Source organism: Telluria sp. ZB4P34 (assembly GCF_059686055.1).
Genome location: NZ_JCASIF010000003.1, coordinates 240,939 through 257,046, shown reverse-complemented (window position 1 = coordinate 257,046; position 16,108 = coordinate 240,939). Strand labels below are relative to the sequence as shown.

The window sequence follows — 16,108 nt, the reverse complement described above, 5'->3', positions numbered from 1 at the left end:
GGCATTGAGTAGTAGCGCCCCACCGCGACTACTCTTCGGCGGGGCTCCTCTGTCCGGATTCCGCCTACTGCTGCGACGCTCCGATTAAGCGCTTTAGACTTTCTCTACCTGCCCGAACTCCAGTTCCACCGGAGTTGCGCGGCCGAAGATGGTGACAGACACCCGCACCTTCGATTTTTCGTAGTTGACTTCCTCGACGTTGCCGTTGAAGTCGGTGAACGGACCTTCCTTGATGCGCACCTGCTCGCCCACTTCGTACAGCACCTTGGGACGCGGCTTCTCGACGCCTTCCTGGACCTGCTGCATGATCTTGTCGATCTCGCGCGCCGGGATCGGCGTCGGCTTGTTCGACTTGCCGCCGATGAAGCCGGTGACTTTCGAGGTGTTCTTCACAAGGTGCCAGGTCTCGTCGGTCATTTCCATCTCAACCAGGACATAGCCCGGGAAGAAACGACGCTCGGAAACTGCCTTGGTGCCGTTACGCATTTCGACGACTTCCTCGGTGGGAACCAGGATCTGGCCGAACTGCTGCTGCATGCCCGCGCGCTCGATGCGCTCGGTGAGCGCGCGCATCACGCTCTTTTCCATACCGGAGTAGACATGGACGACGTACCAGCGCTTGTTGTTCACCGGGACACTCACCGGAGCCGCACCAGCGTCTTGCGCCGGGTCTTGGCCCGGCGCATTGTCTTGCACGTTTTCGCTCATCAGTTTTTCCATCCCAGGACCAGGTCGTACAATACGAATTCCAACACCTTATCCGTGCCCCACAGGAAAATCGCCGTGACGACCACGAAGGCAAACACGATGCCGGTGATCTGGGTGGCTTCCCTGCGGGTCGGCCAAACAACTTTCTTGGTCTCGCGCACCGACTCCTTGGCGAAGCTCAGGAAATCGCGGCCGGTGGCGGAAGTCCACAAAAGCAGGACAGCAAAAACTAAACCAGCCACGAGGGCGCCGGCGGCGACCAAGGCTGGTTTGTTTTGGCCGGTCAGGTAGAAGAACCCGACCACACCTGCAATCACAGCAACCACCGCCAGGGCGACCTTGAACTTGTCATTCGAGGTGCTGACAGTTTGCACGGATTGATTAGACATCTTCTTTACTTTCGGTGCCTACGCACCAGAATTCGGTGGCAGGGGCGGAGGGAATCGAACCCGCGACCTTCGGTTTTGGAGACCGACGCTCTGCCAATTGAGCTACACCCCTACGAAAACTTCTCGCTGAATCCAGCATTATACATGGCACACGCGTACCAGACAATGCTGTTCGAGGGAAGCGTTGTTCCGCTTCCCTCTCGCATCACCTATCAGGCGATGATCTTGGCAACCACGCCGGCGCCGACGGTACGGCCACCTTCGCGGATTGCGAAGCGCAGGCCTTCTTCCATCGCGATCGGAGCGATCAGCTTGACGGTGATCGACACGTTGTCGCCTGGCATGACCATTTCTTTGTCGGCCGGCAGCTCGATCGAACCGGTCACGTCAGTCGTACGGAAGTAGAACTGCGGACGGTAGTTGTTGAAGAACGGGGTGTGACGGCCGCCTTCGTCTTTCGACAGGACGTAGATCTCACCGGTGAAGTGGTTGTGCGGCTTGATCGAGCCCGGCTTGGCCAGAACCTGGCCACGCTGGACGTCTTCACGCTTGGTGCCGCGCAGCAGCAGGCCGACGTTGTCGCCAGCTTGACCCTGGTCCAGCAGCTTGCGGAACATTTCCACGCCGGTGCAGGTGGTCTTGACGGTGTCGATGATGCCGACGATTTCGATTTCTTCGCCGACCTTGATCACGCCGCGCTCGACACGACCGGTCACCACGGTACCGCGGCCCGAGATCGAGAACACGTCTTCCACCGGCATCAGGAAGGCGCCGTCGACGGCACGTTCCGGGGTCGGGATGTAGGTGTCCAGCGCGTCGGCCAGGGCCATGATCGCGTCTTCGCCCATTTCGCCAGCCTGGCCTTCCAGCGCCATACGTGCCGAACCCTTGATGATTGGCAGGTCGTCGCCTGGGAACTCGTACTTCGACAGGAGCTCACGGACTTCCATTTCGACCAGTTCCAGCAGCTCTGCGTCGTCGACCAGGTCGCACTTGTTCAGGAACACGATGATGTACGGAACGCCAACCTGACGCGCCAGCAGGATGTGCTCGCGGGTCTGCGGCATCGGGCCGTCAGCGGCCGAGCACACCAGGATCGCGCCGTCCATCTGCGCGGCACCGGTAATCATGTTCTTGATGTAGTCGGCGTGGCCTGGGCAGTCGACGTGCGCGTAGTGACGGTTCGCGGTTTCGTATTCGACGTGCGCGGTGTTGATGGTGATGCCGCGTGCTTTTTCTTCCGGAGCCGCGTCGATCTGGTCGTAGGCCTTGGCTTCGCCGCCGAACTTCTTCGACAGGACGGTTGCGATGGCTGCCGTCAGGGTGGTTTTACCGTGGTCAACGTGACCGATGGTGCCGACGTTGACGTGCGGCTTGGTCCGTTCGAATTTACCTTTTGCCATTTGAGACTCCTAAGATCTAACGATTTTTTTGAGAATTACCAGGCACGACTGACGGACAAGCGCTACGGACTGCCGTACAAAATTCTGGTGCCCTTGACGTGGATTGAACACGTGGCCTCTCCCTTACCAAGGGAGTGCTCTACCACTGAGCTACAAGGGCTTATTTGTGCAGTGTTGAAACACACCGCGAATCACTGGAGCGGGTGAAGGGAATCGAACCCTCGTCGTAAGCTTGGAAGGCTTCTGCTCTACCATTGAGCTACACCCGCGAGGTACAACTTCTTTCAATTCACTTCACGACTCTTCTTTTTGGTGGTGGGGGCTGGATTCGAACCAGCGTACTCAGAGAGGGCAGATTTACAGTCTGCTGCCTTTAACCACTCGGCCACCCCACCGCGAAGAACCGCAGAGTATGAAGCAAGCTCAACGTACTGTCAACCAGGTTTCCACGGACTTTGTCCGCTTCGCATAGCAGCGTTGCTTCGGGGCGTGATTGTAACGGGCGGGATGCAAAACCACAAGGGTGATTTCGCGGGAATTGCAGGGAATCGCGAAATGGGGGCTGCAGGGTGGTCGGCTCTGCCGACCGCGCGTTCAATCCACGATCGCGCTGTGGCGACGCGCGATGTAGCTGGACGCGCGGTCGGCGAAGCCGACCACCCTACACGCTATCGGCCGTTTTCCCGACCACAGCCCTGGCAGGCGCCGTTTTCGCCGGGCGCCCCTGCGCGTTGCGCTCGTATTTCTTGAGAATCTGATGATGCAGCGCCGCCAGTGCGGCCAGCTTCGGATTGCCCGGGTCCAGCTTGCGCACATTGGCGATCAGGCCGACCGCCTGCAGGCCGAGCTTGTCGTCCCATCCGTCGTGCTCGAGGCAGCGCAGGGTCGCCAGCGCGGCATTGAAGGCCACCGCCGGGTTGTTCGGCAGCTTGGCGGCCGCTTCCAGCATCATGCCGACCGCCCCCTTGTAGTCGCCGCTGCGGGCGCGGGCGGCGCCATCGGCCACCAAGTCGACCACATGCTGGCGGCTCTCCTGCGCGAGCGTGCGCCCCAGGTCGGGGAAGCCCGCCTTTTCCAGCACGCCCACCGCGCGCGCCATGCCGGCGTCGTTCTGCACGTTGCGCATGACCTCACGCACGATCTCGGCGCCGTCCGCCTCCATGTCGTTCGCCAGGCAAGTACGGGCGAGCTCGAGCTTGATGTCGGGCGACAGCGGCGCATCCTTGCTGGCGGCGAGCGCGGCGGCGAGCGACTCGTTCAGCCGGGTCTCGTTACCGGTATGTTCGTGCAGCAGGCTCGAGGCGATGGCGCTGCACAGCACAGTGTTCGGGCGCCCACCCATCGAGCGGTCGAGGTCGCGGATCACCGAGGCCGCCGCCACCGGGTCGCCCTTCCTGACCAGGGTACGCACCAGCTTGACGTGGTCCTCGGGGTCGCGGAACTCGGAATACTTGGCCTTGGCCACCACCTGCCGCAGCGCCTTCTCGGCGGCCTCGGTGTCGCCCGCCTCGAAGGCGGTCTCGCCCAGCGTGCGCAGGCGGCGCACCGCATGCGGCGACACCGCCACCGCCTCGCCCAGGACCGATTGCGACCTGGCCAGGTCGCCCACGGCCGCATGGGTGCGCGCCAGCCAGTCGTAGGCGTCGACGAAGTTGCGATTGCTGTCGACCAGGTCTTGCAGCATCGCCTTGGCCCCGTCGTACTCCTTGCGCAGGAACAGGGTCTTGGCCAGGCCCAGGCGGGCCCAGGCAATCGCCTTGACTTCGACCAGCTTGCGGTAGATCGGCTCGGCCTGGTCGGCTTCGCCCAGGAACAGGTGCAGCTCGGCGCGCAGGCGCAGGAAGTCGACCGCGTAGCGCGGATGCAGGCGCTCGCCCTCGATGCAGGCCTCGACCGCTTCGCGCTGGTCGCCCGCCTCCATCAGTGCATAGACCGGCATGAAGGCGCTGCGCCGGTCGAGCGCGCGCCCGATACGGTCGAGCAGGCGGTCGGCAGTGAAGGGCTTGAGGATGTAGTCGGTCGGCGCGAGCTCGGCGGCGCTCACCACCTTGCTGTGGTTACCCTCGGCGGTGACCATGAAGAACATGGTCGACAGTGGCATCAGCTTGTGGTGGCGCACGTCCTCGAGCAGCTGCTGGCCGTCCTGGCCGCCCTCGAGATCGTATTCGCACAGGACCATGTCGAAGCTGCGCAGCCCCAGGTGCTTGATCGCCAGGTTGGACGAACTGGCGTGTTCGATGCGCGTCAGGCCGCACATGTTGAGCATGCTGTGGATGTTGGCCCGCATGCCCGCATGGGGCTCGATGATCAGGGCGGTGAGGCCTTCCAGTTCGTTCATGGGGTTCTTGTTAAGCCTGCGTTGGGCATGGTGCGGCCGCTGCATGGGCAGGCCGCATCATCCCAGTATATTACGGCTGAGGAACAAAATAGTTAAATCGGGTGAAGACGCAGCGCAAACGGGATCGTTGCGTTGTAAATACGGCAGCTCAGGGAGCGAACGCGGCTGCCTGGCGCAGCGGCACCCGGCGACCGTTCACGCATTCGCTCTTGCTCTCGCCGACGACGATGTTCTGGTAGCGCACTTCGTATTTGCCGGCGCTCAGCTTGTCGATCAGGAAGGAAGCGCGTGGCTGCACGTAGGCATGGCGCACGTTCGAGCGGCGATCCAGGTCGTAGAGCTTGACGAAGATCGGCGAGGCATTCGCGCTGTTGTCGATCGACACCTGCATCTCGTCGCCGCTGTTGCCGACCGGGTAGCCCGGCAGATAGCCGGACTCGGCCGGCCAAGGGTCGCCGCTGGGAGCGGTGAGGGTTTGCAGGTCGGTGCCGCAGTCCGGCGCGCGGGCCGGCACCACCAGCTGGGTCACGGCGAGCGCCTTGATCTCGGGCGGCGGCTCTTTGCCTTCGCTGCCAAAGCGGCGCGCCCAGCCCTCGGTGCTGGCGTCGGTACCGAGCTCGTCGGGACGGTCGGCGGGCGCCTGGGACGTCGCCTGAGCTGGCGCCGCAGACGGTGCATGATCGGCCTTGCCCACCCAGGCCAGCGCCGCCGGCAACCTGGCGCGCATGGGCTCCGCCAGGAACACGGCGGCCGCCGCGCCGGCCACGAAGCAGGTCGCCAGGCCCAGCCACCAGCGCGGATCGCGCATCAGGCGCGGGCGTGGGCGCGTGGGCGTATCGGGGACGCGCGGCTCCCAGGCATCGGGGCGCGGCGGGCGTCCCGGCGTCTCTTCGGCGCCGGTGCTTTCCAGCCACTCCACCTCCCACTCCTCCGACGCGATCCACTCGTCGTGCTCCTTGCGGCGTACCGGATCGGACAGGGTGTTGTAGGCGGTGTTGACGATCGCCATGATGCGGGCGGCCTTTTCGTCGCCCGGGTTCTTGTCGGGATGGTATTTCTGGCTGAGTGCCTTGTACGCCGCACGAATGACTTCCGCCGGCGCGCCGCGCGCGACCTTCAGGTTGTCATAGTGGGTGTGGATCTTGGCCATGGTATCGAAAGTGCGCGCTTTTCCGTCAGGGGTCCTGCGGACGCCGGTTGTACAGCTTAGCCGGATTTGTGTCCAGAGCGCAAGATGTCAAAAATTCTACAGGCGGTGCGTCCGGTCGGCCCGCACGATAGCAATGGGCAAGTCGACGTCCTGCCCCAGCACCAGCACCTTGAACAGCTCGCCCATCTCGGACGGTGACACCAGTTTCTGGACAGCCTTCGACTGCGGCAGGTAGCGCGCCACATCCTCCGGGCTGGTCTCGAGCAGCAGCTCGCCGATCCCGCAACCCAGCAGGAAGGAGGCCTGGTTCATGTAGGCCAGCACCGGCAGGCCGGCTTCCTGCGCGGCCAGCGCCATCGCGGTGAAGTCCACGTGGGCGGTGATGTCCTGCAGGCCCGGCAGGTAGAACGGGTCCGGGTGGGCGTGGTGGCGGTAGTGGCACATCAGGGTGCCGCCCGTGCGCTGGTCGAGGTAGTACTCGCGCGCCGGGAAGCCGTAGTCGAACAGGAAGGCAGCGCCGCGTCCGCCCTGCATCATGGCGGCGAGCGAAGCCATGAAGCCCGCGGCCACCGGATGGATTTCGGTGACGTAGCCGTCGGAGAAATGTTCCGCGTCCGGGATCTGGCGCGCAAGGTGGAGCGCAAGCTCGTGCGGCAGTTCCTCCTGTACGAATGCGAAGGCGCCGTTCTCCACCGTGACCATCTGGCGCTGCCAGCGGCCGTCGCGGCGGATCACCAGCTCGACCGGCATCGCGTCGAGCACCTCGTTGGCCAGCACCACGCCGCTGAAGGATGCCGGCATGCCGTCCAGCCAGCGCACCTGCGGCAAGTCTTGCAGGGCTTCCTGCTGGCGGACGCGCAGCTCGCCGGACAGTTCGATGATGGTGTACGAGCGCACCTCGACGCCGATCTGCCCCAGGGCCGCGAGCACGTCGCGCGCCAGCTTGCCGGTGCCGGCCCCGAATTCGATGATGTCGGGCGCGCTTTGGGCGATAATAGCGGCTGCCGCGCGCGCCAGGGCCGCTCCGAACAGGGGCGCGATCTCGGGCGCGGTCGTGAAGTCGCCGCTCGCGCCGAGCTTCGATGCGCCGCCGCTGTAGTAGCCGAGCCGCGGCGCATACAGCGCCAGTTCCATGAACCGTGAAAATGCCATCGCTCCGCCGAGCTGTTCGATCTCGGCGGCAATCAGGCGTTGCAGGGAGTGGGACGCGGCGAGGGCGTCGGGAGTGGGTGCGGGCAGGGACATGCCGGCATTGTAGCGAAACGGTGCATGAGCGGCATCACCCGCTTGGCGGCGCATCATCGGCAGCACTTGGCAGCACCAGACAGCACTACCCATTTGGCCAACCCAGCACAGTTTTCAGCACCATAGCGATGACGGATCCTGCCCCTGCTTCCTTGAGAGTCGCCCTCGTGACCGGCGCCGGCCGGCGCCTCGGGCGCGCGATCGCGCTCGGCCTGGCCACCGCCGGCTGGGACCTCGCCGTGCACTACCGCCATTCCGAACGCGAGGCGCTCGAGACGGCCGAGGCCATCCGCGCCCTCGGCCGGCGCGCCGCGCTGTTCCAATGCGACCTGCTCGTGGAAGACGCGGTGCGCGCCCTGCCCGGACGGGTGGCGGCGGAACTGGGCGCGATCGGCTGCGTGGTCAACAACGCATCGTTGTTTGAATACGACAGTGCGACGGATTTTTCGCCGGCCCTGCTCGGCGCCCACATGGGCGCCAACCTGACCGCACCGCTGCTGCTGGCGCAGGCCCTGCACGCCGCCACGCCGGCAGGCAGCCAATCGGTCGTGGTCAACCTGCTGGACCAGAAACTGTACAATCTCAACCCGGATTTTCTGTCGTACACGCTGTCGAAAGCGGCGCTGCATGCGGCCACCACGATGCTGGCCCAGGCGCTGGCGCCAAGGGTGCGCGTGGTCGGCGTGGCGCCCGGCATCACGATGGTGTCGGGCGAGCAGACCGAGGAAGGTTTCCAGCAGGCGCACCAGATGACGCCGCTGGGCCGTTCCTCGACCCCGCAAGACATCGCCGACGCGGTCGTGTATGCCGCCGGTGCGCGCGCCCTGACCGGCACCACCCTGCTTGTCGACGGCGGCCAGCACCTGGCGCCGCTGGCGCGCGACGTGATGTTCCTGACAGAACCCAAGCGCATTCATCAATCAGTTCATCCATAAGGCTTTCCATGTTATCCGCCCTGATCCACCCGAGCTTGCGCAATTGCCGCCGGCTGTTCCTGCGCAATTACGAAGTGATGATCAACATCGGCGTCCACGACTTCGAGAAGCGGGCGGAACAGCGTGTCCTGATCAACGTCGACCTGTACATCCCGCTCGAGCAGTCCACGCCGAAGGCCGACCAGCTGTCGGAAGTGGTCGACTACGACTTCATGCGCGAGACCATCGCCAGGCGCATCTCGAAGGGCCACATCCACCTGCAGGAAACCCTGTGCGACGACGTGGTCAAGGCGATGCTGACCCACCCGCGCGTGCGCGCCGCGCGCGTGTCGACCATGAAGCCGGACGTCTACCCGGATTGCGAGGGCGTGGGCGTGGAAGTGTTCCAGATGAAGGAAGAAGCATGAGCGAAGCGGATCTCGACCAACTGAATGCGGACGCGGACGCGAAAAAGCGCGAGAAGATCGCGTACGAGAACAACAAGCTGCACAAGCGCCTGTGCCGCCTGGTGGGCCAGGCGATCGGCGACTTCAACATGATCGAGGACGGCGACAAGCTGATGGTCTGCCTGTCGGGCGGCAAGGACAGCTATGCCCTGCTGGACATCCTGATGACCCTGCGCGAGCGCGCGCCCATCCATTTCGACATCGTCGCCGTCAACCTCGACCAGAAACAGCCGAACTTCCCAGCCGAGATCCTGCCGGCCTACCTCGAGAAGCTGGGCGTGCCCTATCACATCGAGAACCAGGACACCTACAGCATCGTCAAGCGCCTGGTCCCGGAAGGCAAGACCACCTGTTCACTGTGCTCGCGCCTGCGGCGCGGCATCCTGTACCGCGTGGCGGACGAGCTCGGCTGCAACAAGATCGCCCTCGGCCACCACCGCGACGACATCCTTGAGACCTTCTTCCTGAACATGTTCTTCGGCGGGAAGCTGAAGGGCATGCCGGCCAAGCTGGTCTCGGACGACGGCAAGCACATGGTGATCCGCCCGCTGGCCTACGTGAAGGAAGCCGACACCGAGCGCTACGCGGAGGTGAAGGGATTCCCGATCATCCCGTGCGACCTGTGCGGCTCGCAGGAAAACCTGCAGCGCAAGCAGATCAAGGCGATGCTGCGCGACTGGGAAAAGAAGCACCCGGGCCGCGTCGAGAACGTGTTTTCCTCGCTGAGCACCGTGGTGCCCTCGCACCTGCAGGACCGCGACCTGTTCGGTTTCGTCGACCTGAAGACCGACGGCGTGCCGAATCCGCTGGGTGACATCGCGTTCGACGAGGAGCCGTGCTCGACGCCGGCGGCGAACACGATTTCGCTCACGCAGCTGTAAGCGAATGCGGCAGCGTTAACAGAAAGGCAGGGACATGCTACCCTGCCTTTTTTTCGTCCCTAGCATACGAGGATCCCATGAGCCTGCCCGCCCGCCTGTTCCGCTGCCTGTCGCTGTCCCTGGCCCTGCTTGCACCCGCCGCTGCGCTGGCCGAGCCGAGCGCCATCTACCTGGTGCGCCATGGCGAGAAGGCGACCGTGGGGCAGGACCCCGAGCTGACGCCGCAGGGCCAGGCGCGCGCCCAGGCGATCGCCGCCATCCTGTCCCGCACCGGCATCACGGGCGTGTTCAGCACGCCGACCCAGCGCACGCGCCAGACCGCCCAGCCGCTGGCCCAGCGCGTCGGCCTCGAGGTGCAGCTGTACGACCCGCGCGCGCCCAAGGCGCTGGTGGAGAAGGTCAAGGCGCTGTCGGGCCCGGTGCTGGTGGTGGGTCACTCGAACACCCTGACCGAGCTGGTGCGCCTGTTCGGCGGCGCGCCCGGCGCCGACATCCAGGATGACGAATACGACCGCCTGTACCAGCTGACCCCGGCCGCCGGCGGCGCCGTGCGCACGGTCTTGCTGGCCTCGCCCACGGCGCCCTGAGCGCCGGCTTGCCACGCCGGTCAAGCGTGTCGCCGCGTTGAGCCATTGTCGCGCTGACGTGGCAACCAGCAGTTCCAATGCTACCCTGCATCAGTTACGATGCATAAAAGATATTGAACGGAGTAGAACTTGGATCTGTCGCAGGCGCGCTTCGACCACGCCGTCAACCTCATCTACGACACGCTGGACAACCGGGCCGCCTGGCGCAGCGTGCTCGAATGCCTGCACGGCGCCATCGGCGGGCGCGCCATCCACCTGCTCGCTTTCGACGCCAGGCACGGCGCCCTGTCGTACAGCGAGGGGGCCGACATGGCGCCGCAGATCGACCTCGAATACATCCAGAAGTACCAGTTCATCGACCCGCGTATCGGCCTGATGCGCACCCAGTGGGACGCCGAGTGGCTGCACTGCCACGAGCATTTCGACGAGGCTTTCGTCGCCAGTCATCCCTTCTACCAGGAATTCCTGATCCCGCACGGCGCACGCTACCTGAGCGCCTGCAAGCTGGTCGAGAACGGCGATGCGACCGTGCTGCTGGCCTGCCTGCGCCGCCCGGACGAAGGTCCGATGCCGGCGGACGCGCTGGCCTTCCTCGACCGCCTGCGTCCGCATCTGCAGCGCGCCGTGCGCATGGGGCAGGCCCAGTTCGTGTATTCGGCCCAGGCCCTGGTCGGCCATGCGCTGGTCGACAGGCTGCGCCAGCCGGTGATGCTGCTGACCACGAACGGCGACCTGGTGCTGGCCAACGAGGCGGCGCGCGGCCTGCTCGGCGCGACCAGCCTGGTGCAGCTGGACGGCCAGCGCCTGCTGCTGCCGCGGGCCTACCGCCGCAGCTTCTTCGAACAATGCGCGGAGCTGGAACACCAGGTGCGCGCCGGCGTGGCCGGCGGCGAAGCCGCGGACAAGGCCTTCCGCTCGCTGCACATGACGGGCGAGCCCGGCGCCGCGCAGGATGTCCTATACGGCTTCTTTACCATGCTGGCGCCGGAGCGCACCATGAGCAGCTTCGGCCTGCGCCCGCTGGTGATGCTGTTCTTCTACCACCCGACCTCGGCCCAGGTGATCGATTCGGCCCTGCTCGCCGCCGCCTTCGGCCTGTCGCATGCGGAATGCCGCGTGGCCTCGCTGCTGGCGGACGGCATGCCGCTCAAGAGCATCGCCGACACGCTCGGGGTGCAGTACGACACCGTGCGCAAGCAGCTGATGTCGATCTACCAGAAGACCTCGACCAACCGCCAGCCGGAACTGGTGCGACTCCTGATGAACCTGCCGGCATCGGCCGTACAGCGCGCGCTCAAGGCCCACGGGAGTCCTTTCCAGGGAATCGGCGCGTGAACCAGGCGGCGCCGGCCATCTTCCTCAGCGTCGCGTCCTACCTCGACCCGATGCTGTTTTTCACCCTGAACGACGCGGTGGCCAAGGCCAGGCGCCCCGAACTGCTGTCGCTGGGCGTGGTCGACCAGCACCAGGACGACCAGCGCGGCGCGATCGCCGCCCTGCCCTTCGCGCGCCAGGTGCGCTACGTGCACCTGCACCCGCAGGACACCCTGGGCGTGAGCTGGGCCCGCAGCACCGCCTTCTCGCTGTACGACGGCGAAGCCTTTCTGTTGCAGGTCGACTCGCACACGCTGTTCGAGCCGGGCTGGGACGAGCAGCTGCGCAAGCTGCATGCGGCCTTGTGCGAGCGCTCGGCCAAGCCGATCGTCAGCACCTATCCCTACCGCTTCGACATGGTCGACGGCGCGCCGCGCTACACCCCAGGCGATGGCCGCACCGCGTTGGTGCTGCGTCCGCATCCCGAGAAGCCCCTGACACCAGGCGACGCCGTGCTGCGCTTCATGGCGCGCCACCTGTTCACGAGCGAACCGGTGGCGGGCTGCCACGTCTCGGCCGGCTTCCTGTTCGCGGCCGGCAGCTTTGTCGAGGAAGTGCCCTACGACCCCTACCTGTACTTCCACGGCGAGGAACAGAGCCTGGCGGTGCGCGCCTTTACCCGCGGCTGGGACATCTTCCACCCGCTCACCACGCCGGTCTACCACCTGTACAAGCGCGAAGGCAGCGTCTACGACACCCACCACTGGCACGGCGAGCTCGATGCGCGCCGCGCCTTTTCCTCCAGCCACCTGCTGGAGCGCGCCAGGCTGCGCCTGAACCGGCTCCTGATGGGCGACGGCCTGCCCGGCGCCTATGGCCTCGGCAGCGTGCGCAGCATGGCGCAATTCGCGCAGCTGAGCGGCATCGACTACGCCCGCCAGACCATCAGCGATCCCTTCGACGGCCAGCTCTGCTAGGGTCTATCTGACGCATGCCTGGCATGGCACCGTGATTTTGCGTAGGGTGGTCGGCTCTGCCGACCGCGCGTTCAGCGCTGGCATGCGATACGCCTGCGCGCAGTCCGGCCGGACGCGCGGTCGGCGAAGCCGACCACCCTACGACCATTGCGAGCGTTTCGTCTTGCTGACTGTGTATTGAGGCAGATAGACCCTGGGCGTGGCGCGTCCTCAGGGCGCGACGTCCGTGCGCAGCACCGGGTACAGCTGGTAGCGCTCGTCCCACGAGGCGTGGCGCTGGTAGAAGAAGTCCAGGCGCGCATGCGGGTTCTTCGCGAAGGCCGGATCGCTGTCGATGCGGCGCTTGAACTCCGCCGCCAGCGCCGGATCGGCCGCCAGCTGCTCGCGCGCCACGTCCTCGGCCACGTACTCTTCCATGTACTCCTTGCGCTCGTAGGCATTGTTGAACAAGCCCCAGGCCAGCAGCGAGTCCGGCGCCTGCGGCTCCAGCATCGCCACCACCAGGCGCGCCTTCGGCTGGTTCACCGGCACGAACAGGGATCCCGGCAGGACGGCGCGCGGCTCGGCTTTCCAGCTTCCCTGCACCGTCAGGCGCTGGTGCGATTCGAAGGAGGTAGCGCCGAAGCTGGCCTTGGTGGCGCGGAAGGTCTCCACCGCGGCCTTGGGCAGCGCTTTGTCCAGCCTTCGGAAGGCGATGCCGTGCAGGGACAGCTTGGCCGCCACCATGTCGGCATGGGCGGCCGGCACGATGTAGCCCGCGCGCGGCGCCGTCACCTGCAGCTCCGGCACCACTTCCTCGCGCAGCGGCACGCGCCACACCTGCGGCTTGCTTTCGTCGTAGCGGGTCATCAGCATGCCGGAGATGTCCGACTGGGTGCGGGTGTATTCGTAGCCCTGGAAGTCGACCATCTGCGTCTTGTCGGTGGTGCGGTAGGTCAGGGCCACCGGGGTACCGGCCAGGCGGGTGGCGCGGGCATCCGCGGCCTGGGCCGCCGCCTGCCAGGCCTTGCCGTTGCGGGCGACCTGCTCGAGGACCGAGATCACGGTGTTGTGGGTGACGCGCACACGGGTCGGGTAATCCTTCCACGAGTGGGTCTCGACCAGCACCGCCATGCGGTTACGCAGCGGGAAGTAGCCGGTCGAGAAGCGCGGGTCCGAGACGCTGTCGACGAAACCCGATTGCGGATCGTCGGTCTTGGCGAAGGACATGTAGTAGGACTGCGGCATCGAGCCCTGCCTGGCGATGTCGGCGATCACGCTGGAACGCAGGGCCAGGCCGGCCTTGCGGAATTCCGGGTCGGCCGAATACACCGGCTCGACCTGGATCGAGACGTCGTGCTGGAACTTGGCGCCGTCGGTCACGTGCAGGTCGACGTAGGTCAGCGGGTCCCAGGCGTTCACCAGTTTGAGCATGGCCTGCATCTCGGGCGCGTCGGCCTTCACGTAGTCGCGGTTGAGATTGAAGTTCTGGGCCGTGGTGCGCCAGCCCATCTCGACCGGGCCGCGCTGGTTCGGGCGGTTGTACTTGCCGAAGCGCTCGTGGCCGTCGACGTTGAACACCGGGACGAACAGCAGCACCTGCTTGTCCAGGGCGCCCTTGGCCAGCTTGCCGTCGAGGGTTTCGCGCAGCGCCAGGAAGCCGGCGTCCTTGCCGTCGATCTCGCCGGCGTGGATGCCGCCCTGGATCAGGGTCACCGGCAGGCCCTGCTTCTTCGCGAGCTGTGGGGTGAACGCGCCGGTATTCGACACGACCAGCGCCAGCATCGGACGGTTCTCCGGCGTGCGGCCGAATTCGATGCACTTCACCTGCTTCGGATATGCCTTCTGGAAGTCGCCGCACAGCTTGACGACTTCATCGTAGCGGCCGGTGGCCTGGAAGCCCGAGCGCTCGGCGATGGTGCTCAGGGCGGTGGTGGGCTTGGCGGCGTGCTGAGAAGCGGGCTGAGAAGCGGAATGGGCGAGCGGAACGGCAGCCAGCATGGCCAGCAGCAGGGCGGAACGGATCATCGGAACTCCAGCAATCGACGGGTGGCAAAGCCGAGGATTATAGACCTGTTTCCATAATGAAAAGAGCCCGGCAGCATGCGCTGGCCGGGCCCGTTCGGATACAGCCGCTTATTGACGCGGCCTGGTATAGATCGAGATTTCCTTCACCGGCGAACGCACGATCTCCATCGGTACCTGGCGCGCGCGCAGGGCAGGCGGGCAGCTGCCGGTCTCACGGTAGCTCAGGGCTGCGGCGAGCAGGGCCTCGCTGCGGTCGCCCAGCGGACGCGACAGGTCGTCGGCCACCTGGCAGGTCGCCGCCAGGCCATCGGCGAAGTCGCCGAATCCCTTGTTGTTCACGCCCGCGAAATCGATCGAGAAATACGTGGTGCCGCAGTTCGCCACCGGCGTGAAGCCATAGGGCTTGCCGCAGGTCTGGCTGCCGATCACATCGACCTGGATATCGGCGCCGCGCAGGCCGTTGATCACCGCTTCGCTGGCCGAGCAGGTGCCCGGGGTGGTCAGCACCGTGACCCGCTTCAGGCCCAGGGTGGGCAAGGGCGTACCCGAACGCACCGGGTTTGGCGAACTGAAGCCGTACGCGGTGCTCAGGAACGGGATGCCCGGCTCCGGCGGGATCTTGTCGTTGAACTGCAGGCGCTGGAACACCTTGCCCGCCGTCTGGGTGGGGCCGGCGACCATGTACGACAGCTCGGCGGCAATGTACAGCAGGCCACCGCCGTTGTAGCGCATGTCGAGCACCAGGTCGCTCACGCCGGCGCTCTGGAAAGTCGTGAAGGCGTCCACCAGTTCCTTCTCCGACACAGAATTGTGGGTCTCGAAGCTCAGGTAGCCCACCTTGCCGGTCGGGGTGTCGAGCACCTGCACGTGCTTGACCGGATCGATGCTGACTTCGGCGCCGCTCATCGTCACGTCATAGGTAGCGCCGCCGCTGCGCTGCAGGGTGAACTGGTGCGGCGTGCCGGCCGTGTCGGGAAACAGGCCGGCATTGATCTTCGCGACCGACGCCGCGTCGGATGCGTTGACGAAATCCACGCCGTCGATCCGCATCAGCATGTCGCCGCGGCGCAGGCCGGCGGCGGCCGCAGGCGAGCCCGGCTCGACCAGGGTCACCAGCCAGGTGCGCGGTGCGGTCGAGCTGTTGCGCTTCCAGGTGACCCCGTAGCCCAGGTCGATGCCCGACTGCTGCATCTTTTCCCACTCCTCGGTGGCATAGGTGAAGTGGTACCTGTCCTTCGGCTGGCCGGACGGCGTCAGGGCCGGCGTCTTGAGTACGTTGAAATAGTCGATCGGATTGCTGAAGTCCGCCATCTTGTACGTGTTCGGCACTTCCTTGTACCAGAGATAGGTCTCGTTGATATAGGAGCGCAGGAATTTCAGTTCGTCGAGCAGGGTGCCCTGCCGGTCCGGGAACGGGCGGCCATTGAAGTCGACGCCGGTGCGCGGCGCGCGGCACATATTCTGGTAGGTGGTCGAACTTGCCAGCAGGTTCGGATTGAGGTCTTCCGGCGTCGCGGTGCCGACCGGCGGGGTCGGCGGGGCCGGCTGGACAGGCGTCGGCGGCTGCTGGGAAACCTGGGAGCTGGTCCCGGGCGAACCGCCTCCACCGCCACACCCGGCGAGGATGGCTGCAGCCAGCAGCGAAGTAACGAGGAAAGAGGAGGTCGACGAACGACCATGTGCATATGGCGGTTTCATGCGTTCGATTATAGACGCGGCGATTGGCGC

Annotated in this window: 14 protein-coding genes and 4 tRNA genes; 6 read left to right on the top strand and 12 right to left on the bottom strand. The window is 65.5% G+C overall.

What is annotated here, in order from left to right; genetic code table 11:
- Positions 1-93 precede the first annotated feature (93 nt).
- The 10 genes from nusG to AC56KL_RS08065 form a co-directional block, all read right to left on the bottom strand.
- Complete coding sequence (nusG, locus tag AC56KL_RS08110) at positions 94-708, bottom strand: transcription termination/antitermination protein NusG (RefSeq protein WP_227803310.1); 615 nt, start codon at positions 706-708, stop codon at positions 94-96.
- Complete coding sequence (secE, locus tag AC56KL_RS08105) at positions 708-1,097, bottom strand: preprotein translocase subunit SecE (RefSeq protein ID WP_497179647.1); 390 nt, start codon at positions 1,095-1,097, stop codon at positions 708-710. Before secE ends, nusG begins: the two co-directional genes overlap by 1 nt.
- 36 nt (positions 1,098-1,133) lie before the next feature.
- Positions 1,134-1,209, bottom strand: a tRNA-Trp gene (locus tag AC56KL_RS08100).
- Positions 1,210-1,309: 100 nt separating this feature from the next.
- Positions 1,310-2,500 carry an elongation factor Tu gene (tuf, locus tag AC56KL_RS08095; RefSeq protein ID WP_497179646.1) on the bottom strand — a complete coding sequence of 397 codons (1,191 nt, stop codon included), beginning with the start codon at positions 2,498-2,500 and terminating at the stop codon, positions 1,310-1,312.
- 85 nt (positions 2,501-2,585) lie between these two features.
- Positions 2,586-2,660: transfer RNA gene (locus tag AC56KL_RS08090), tRNA-Thr, on the bottom strand.
- Positions 2,661-2,695: 35 nt separating this feature from the next.
- Positions 2,696-2,769 (bottom strand) — tRNA-Gly (locus AC56KL_RS08085).
- 41 nt (positions 2,770-2,810) lie between these two features.
- Positions 2,811-2,895 (bottom strand) — tRNA-Tyr (locus AC56KL_RS08080).
- Positions 2,896-3,161: 266 nt separating this feature from the next.
- Positions 3,162-4,838: a response regulator gene (locus AC56KL_RS08075; protein ID WP_497179645.1), complete on the bottom strand. Its 1,677-nt coding sequence runs from the start codon at positions 4,836-4,838 to the stop codon at positions 3,162-3,164.
- Between the two features lie 148 nt (positions 4,839-4,986).
- A complete protein-coding gene (locus AC56KL_RS08070; protein ID WP_497179644.1) occupies positions 4,987-5,988 on the bottom strand; it encodes a J domain-containing protein in 1,002 nt (333 codons plus the stop codon).
- A 96-nt stretch (positions 5,989-6,084) separates the two neighbouring features.
- Positions 6,085-7,233, bottom strand: a complete 1,149-nt coding sequence (locus AC56KL_RS08065; RefSeq protein ID WP_497179643.1) for a class I SAM-dependent methyltransferase — start codon at positions 7,231-7,233, stop codon at positions 6,085-6,087.
- 128 nt (positions 7,234-7,361) lie between these two features.
- Between AC56KL_RS08065 and AC56KL_RS08060 the strand changes: the two genes are divergently transcribed.
- The 6 genes from AC56KL_RS08060 to AC56KL_RS08035 all read left to right on the top strand — a co-directional run bounded on the left by AC56KL_RS08060 (position 7,362) and on the right by AC56KL_RS08035 (position 12,373).
- Positions 7,362-8,168 (top strand): SDR family oxidoreductase, encoded by an 807-nt coding sequence (locus AC56KL_RS08060; protein ID WP_497179642.1) that lies wholly within the window; start codon positions 7,362-7,364, stop codon positions 8,166-8,168.
- Positions 8,169-8,176: 8 nt separating this feature from the next.
- Entirely contained in the window at positions 8,177-8,575 is a 399-nt protein-coding gene (locus AC56KL_RS08055) for a dihydroneopterin aldolase (RefSeq protein ID WP_497179641.1), read from the top strand.
- The gene (gene ttcA, locus AC56KL_RS08050) at positions 8,572-9,495 is read left to right on the top strand and encodes a tRNA 2-thiocytidine(32) synthetase TtcA (protein ID WP_497179640.1); all 924 of its coding nucleotides are present in this window, start codon (positions 8,572-8,574) and stop codon (positions 9,493-9,495) included. The genes AC56KL_RS08055 and ttcA overlap by 4 nt, the downstream gene beginning before the upstream one ends.
- A 77-nt stretch (positions 9,496-9,572) precedes the next feature.
- Positions 9,573-10,082 (top strand): phosphoglycerate mutase family protein, encoded by a 510-nt coding sequence (locus AC56KL_RS08045; protein WP_497179639.1) that lies wholly within the window; start codon positions 9,573-9,575, stop codon positions 10,080-10,082.
- A gap of 129 nt (positions 10,083-10,211) precedes the next feature.
- Positions 10,212-11,417, top strand: coding sequence for a helix-turn-helix transcriptional regulator (locus AC56KL_RS08040; RefSeq protein ID WP_497179638.1), 1,206 nt, complete (start codon positions 10,212-10,214; stop codon positions 11,415-11,417).
- Entirely contained in the window at positions 11,414-12,373 is a 960-nt protein-coding gene (locus tag AC56KL_RS08035; RefSeq protein ID WP_497179637.1) for a GlcNAc-transferase family protein, read from the top strand. Before AC56KL_RS08040 ends, AC56KL_RS08035 begins: the two co-directional genes overlap by 4 nt.
- Before the next feature lie 210 nt (positions 12,374-12,583).
- On the opposite strand, the gene AC56KL_RS08030 is transcribed toward AC56KL_RS08035, so the two are convergent.
- Complete coding sequence (locus AC56KL_RS08030; protein ID WP_497179636.1) at positions 12,584-14,380, bottom strand: M14 family metallopeptidase; 1,797 nt, start codon at positions 14,378-14,380, stop codon at positions 12,584-12,586.
- Between the two features lie 108 nt (positions 14,381-14,488).
- On the bottom strand, positions 14,489-16,078 hold the full coding sequence (locus tag AC56KL_RS08025) for a S41 family peptidase (RefSeq protein ID WP_497179635.1): 1,590 nt from the start codon (positions 16,076-16,078) through the stop codon (positions 14,489-14,491).
- Between the last annotated feature and the right edge of the window lie 30 nt (positions 16,079-16,108).

Bases quoted from the DNA above. Each gene is read 5' to 3' on its own strand.
- AC56KL_RS08030 (WP_497179636.1), bottom strand. From the start codon at position 14,380: ATGATCCGTTCCGCCCTGCTGCTGGCCATGCTGGCTGCCGTTCCGCTC.
- secE (WP_497179647.1), bottom strand. From the start codon at position 1,097: ATGTCTAATCAATCCGTGCAAACTGTCAGCACCTCGAATGACAAGTTC.
- AC56KL_RS08045 (WP_497179639.1), top strand. From the start codon at position 9,573: ATGAGCCTGCCCGCCCGCCTGTTCCGCTGCCTGTCGCTGTCCCTGGCC.
- AC56KL_RS08060 (WP_497179642.1), top strand. From the start codon at position 7,362: ATGACGGATCCTGCCCCTGCTTCCTTGAGAGTCGCCCTCGTGACCGGC.
- nusG (WP_227803310.1), bottom strand. From the start codon at position 708: ATGAGCGAAAACGTGCAAGACAATGCGCCGGGCCAAGACCCGGCGCAA.
- AC56KL_RS08075 (WP_497179645.1), bottom strand. From the start codon at position 4,838: ATGAACGAACTGGAAGGCCTCACCGCCCTGATCATCGAGCCCCATGCG.
- AC56KL_RS08025 (WP_497179635.1), bottom strand. From the start codon at position 16,078: ATGAAACCGCCATATGCACATGGTCGTTCGTCGACCTCCTCTTTCCTC.
- AC56KL_RS08065 (WP_497179643.1), bottom strand. From the start codon at position 7,233: ATGTCCCTGCCCGCACCCACTCCCGACGCCCTCGCCGCGTCCCACTCC.
- AC56KL_RS08070 (WP_497179644.1), bottom strand. From the start codon at position 5,988: ATGGCCAAGATCCACACCCACTATGACAACCTGAAGGTCGCGCGCGGC.
- tuf (WP_497179646.1), bottom strand. From the start codon at position 2,500: ATGGCAAAAGGTAAATTCGAACGGACCAAGCCGCACGTCAACGTCGGC.
- ttcA (WP_497179640.1), top strand. From the start codon at position 8,572: ATGAGCGAAGCGGATCTCGACCAACTGAATGCGGACGCGGACGCGAAA.
- AC56KL_RS08055 (WP_497179641.1), top strand. From the start codon at position 8,177: ATGTTATCCGCCCTGATCCACCCGAGCTTGCGCAATTGCCGCCGGCTG.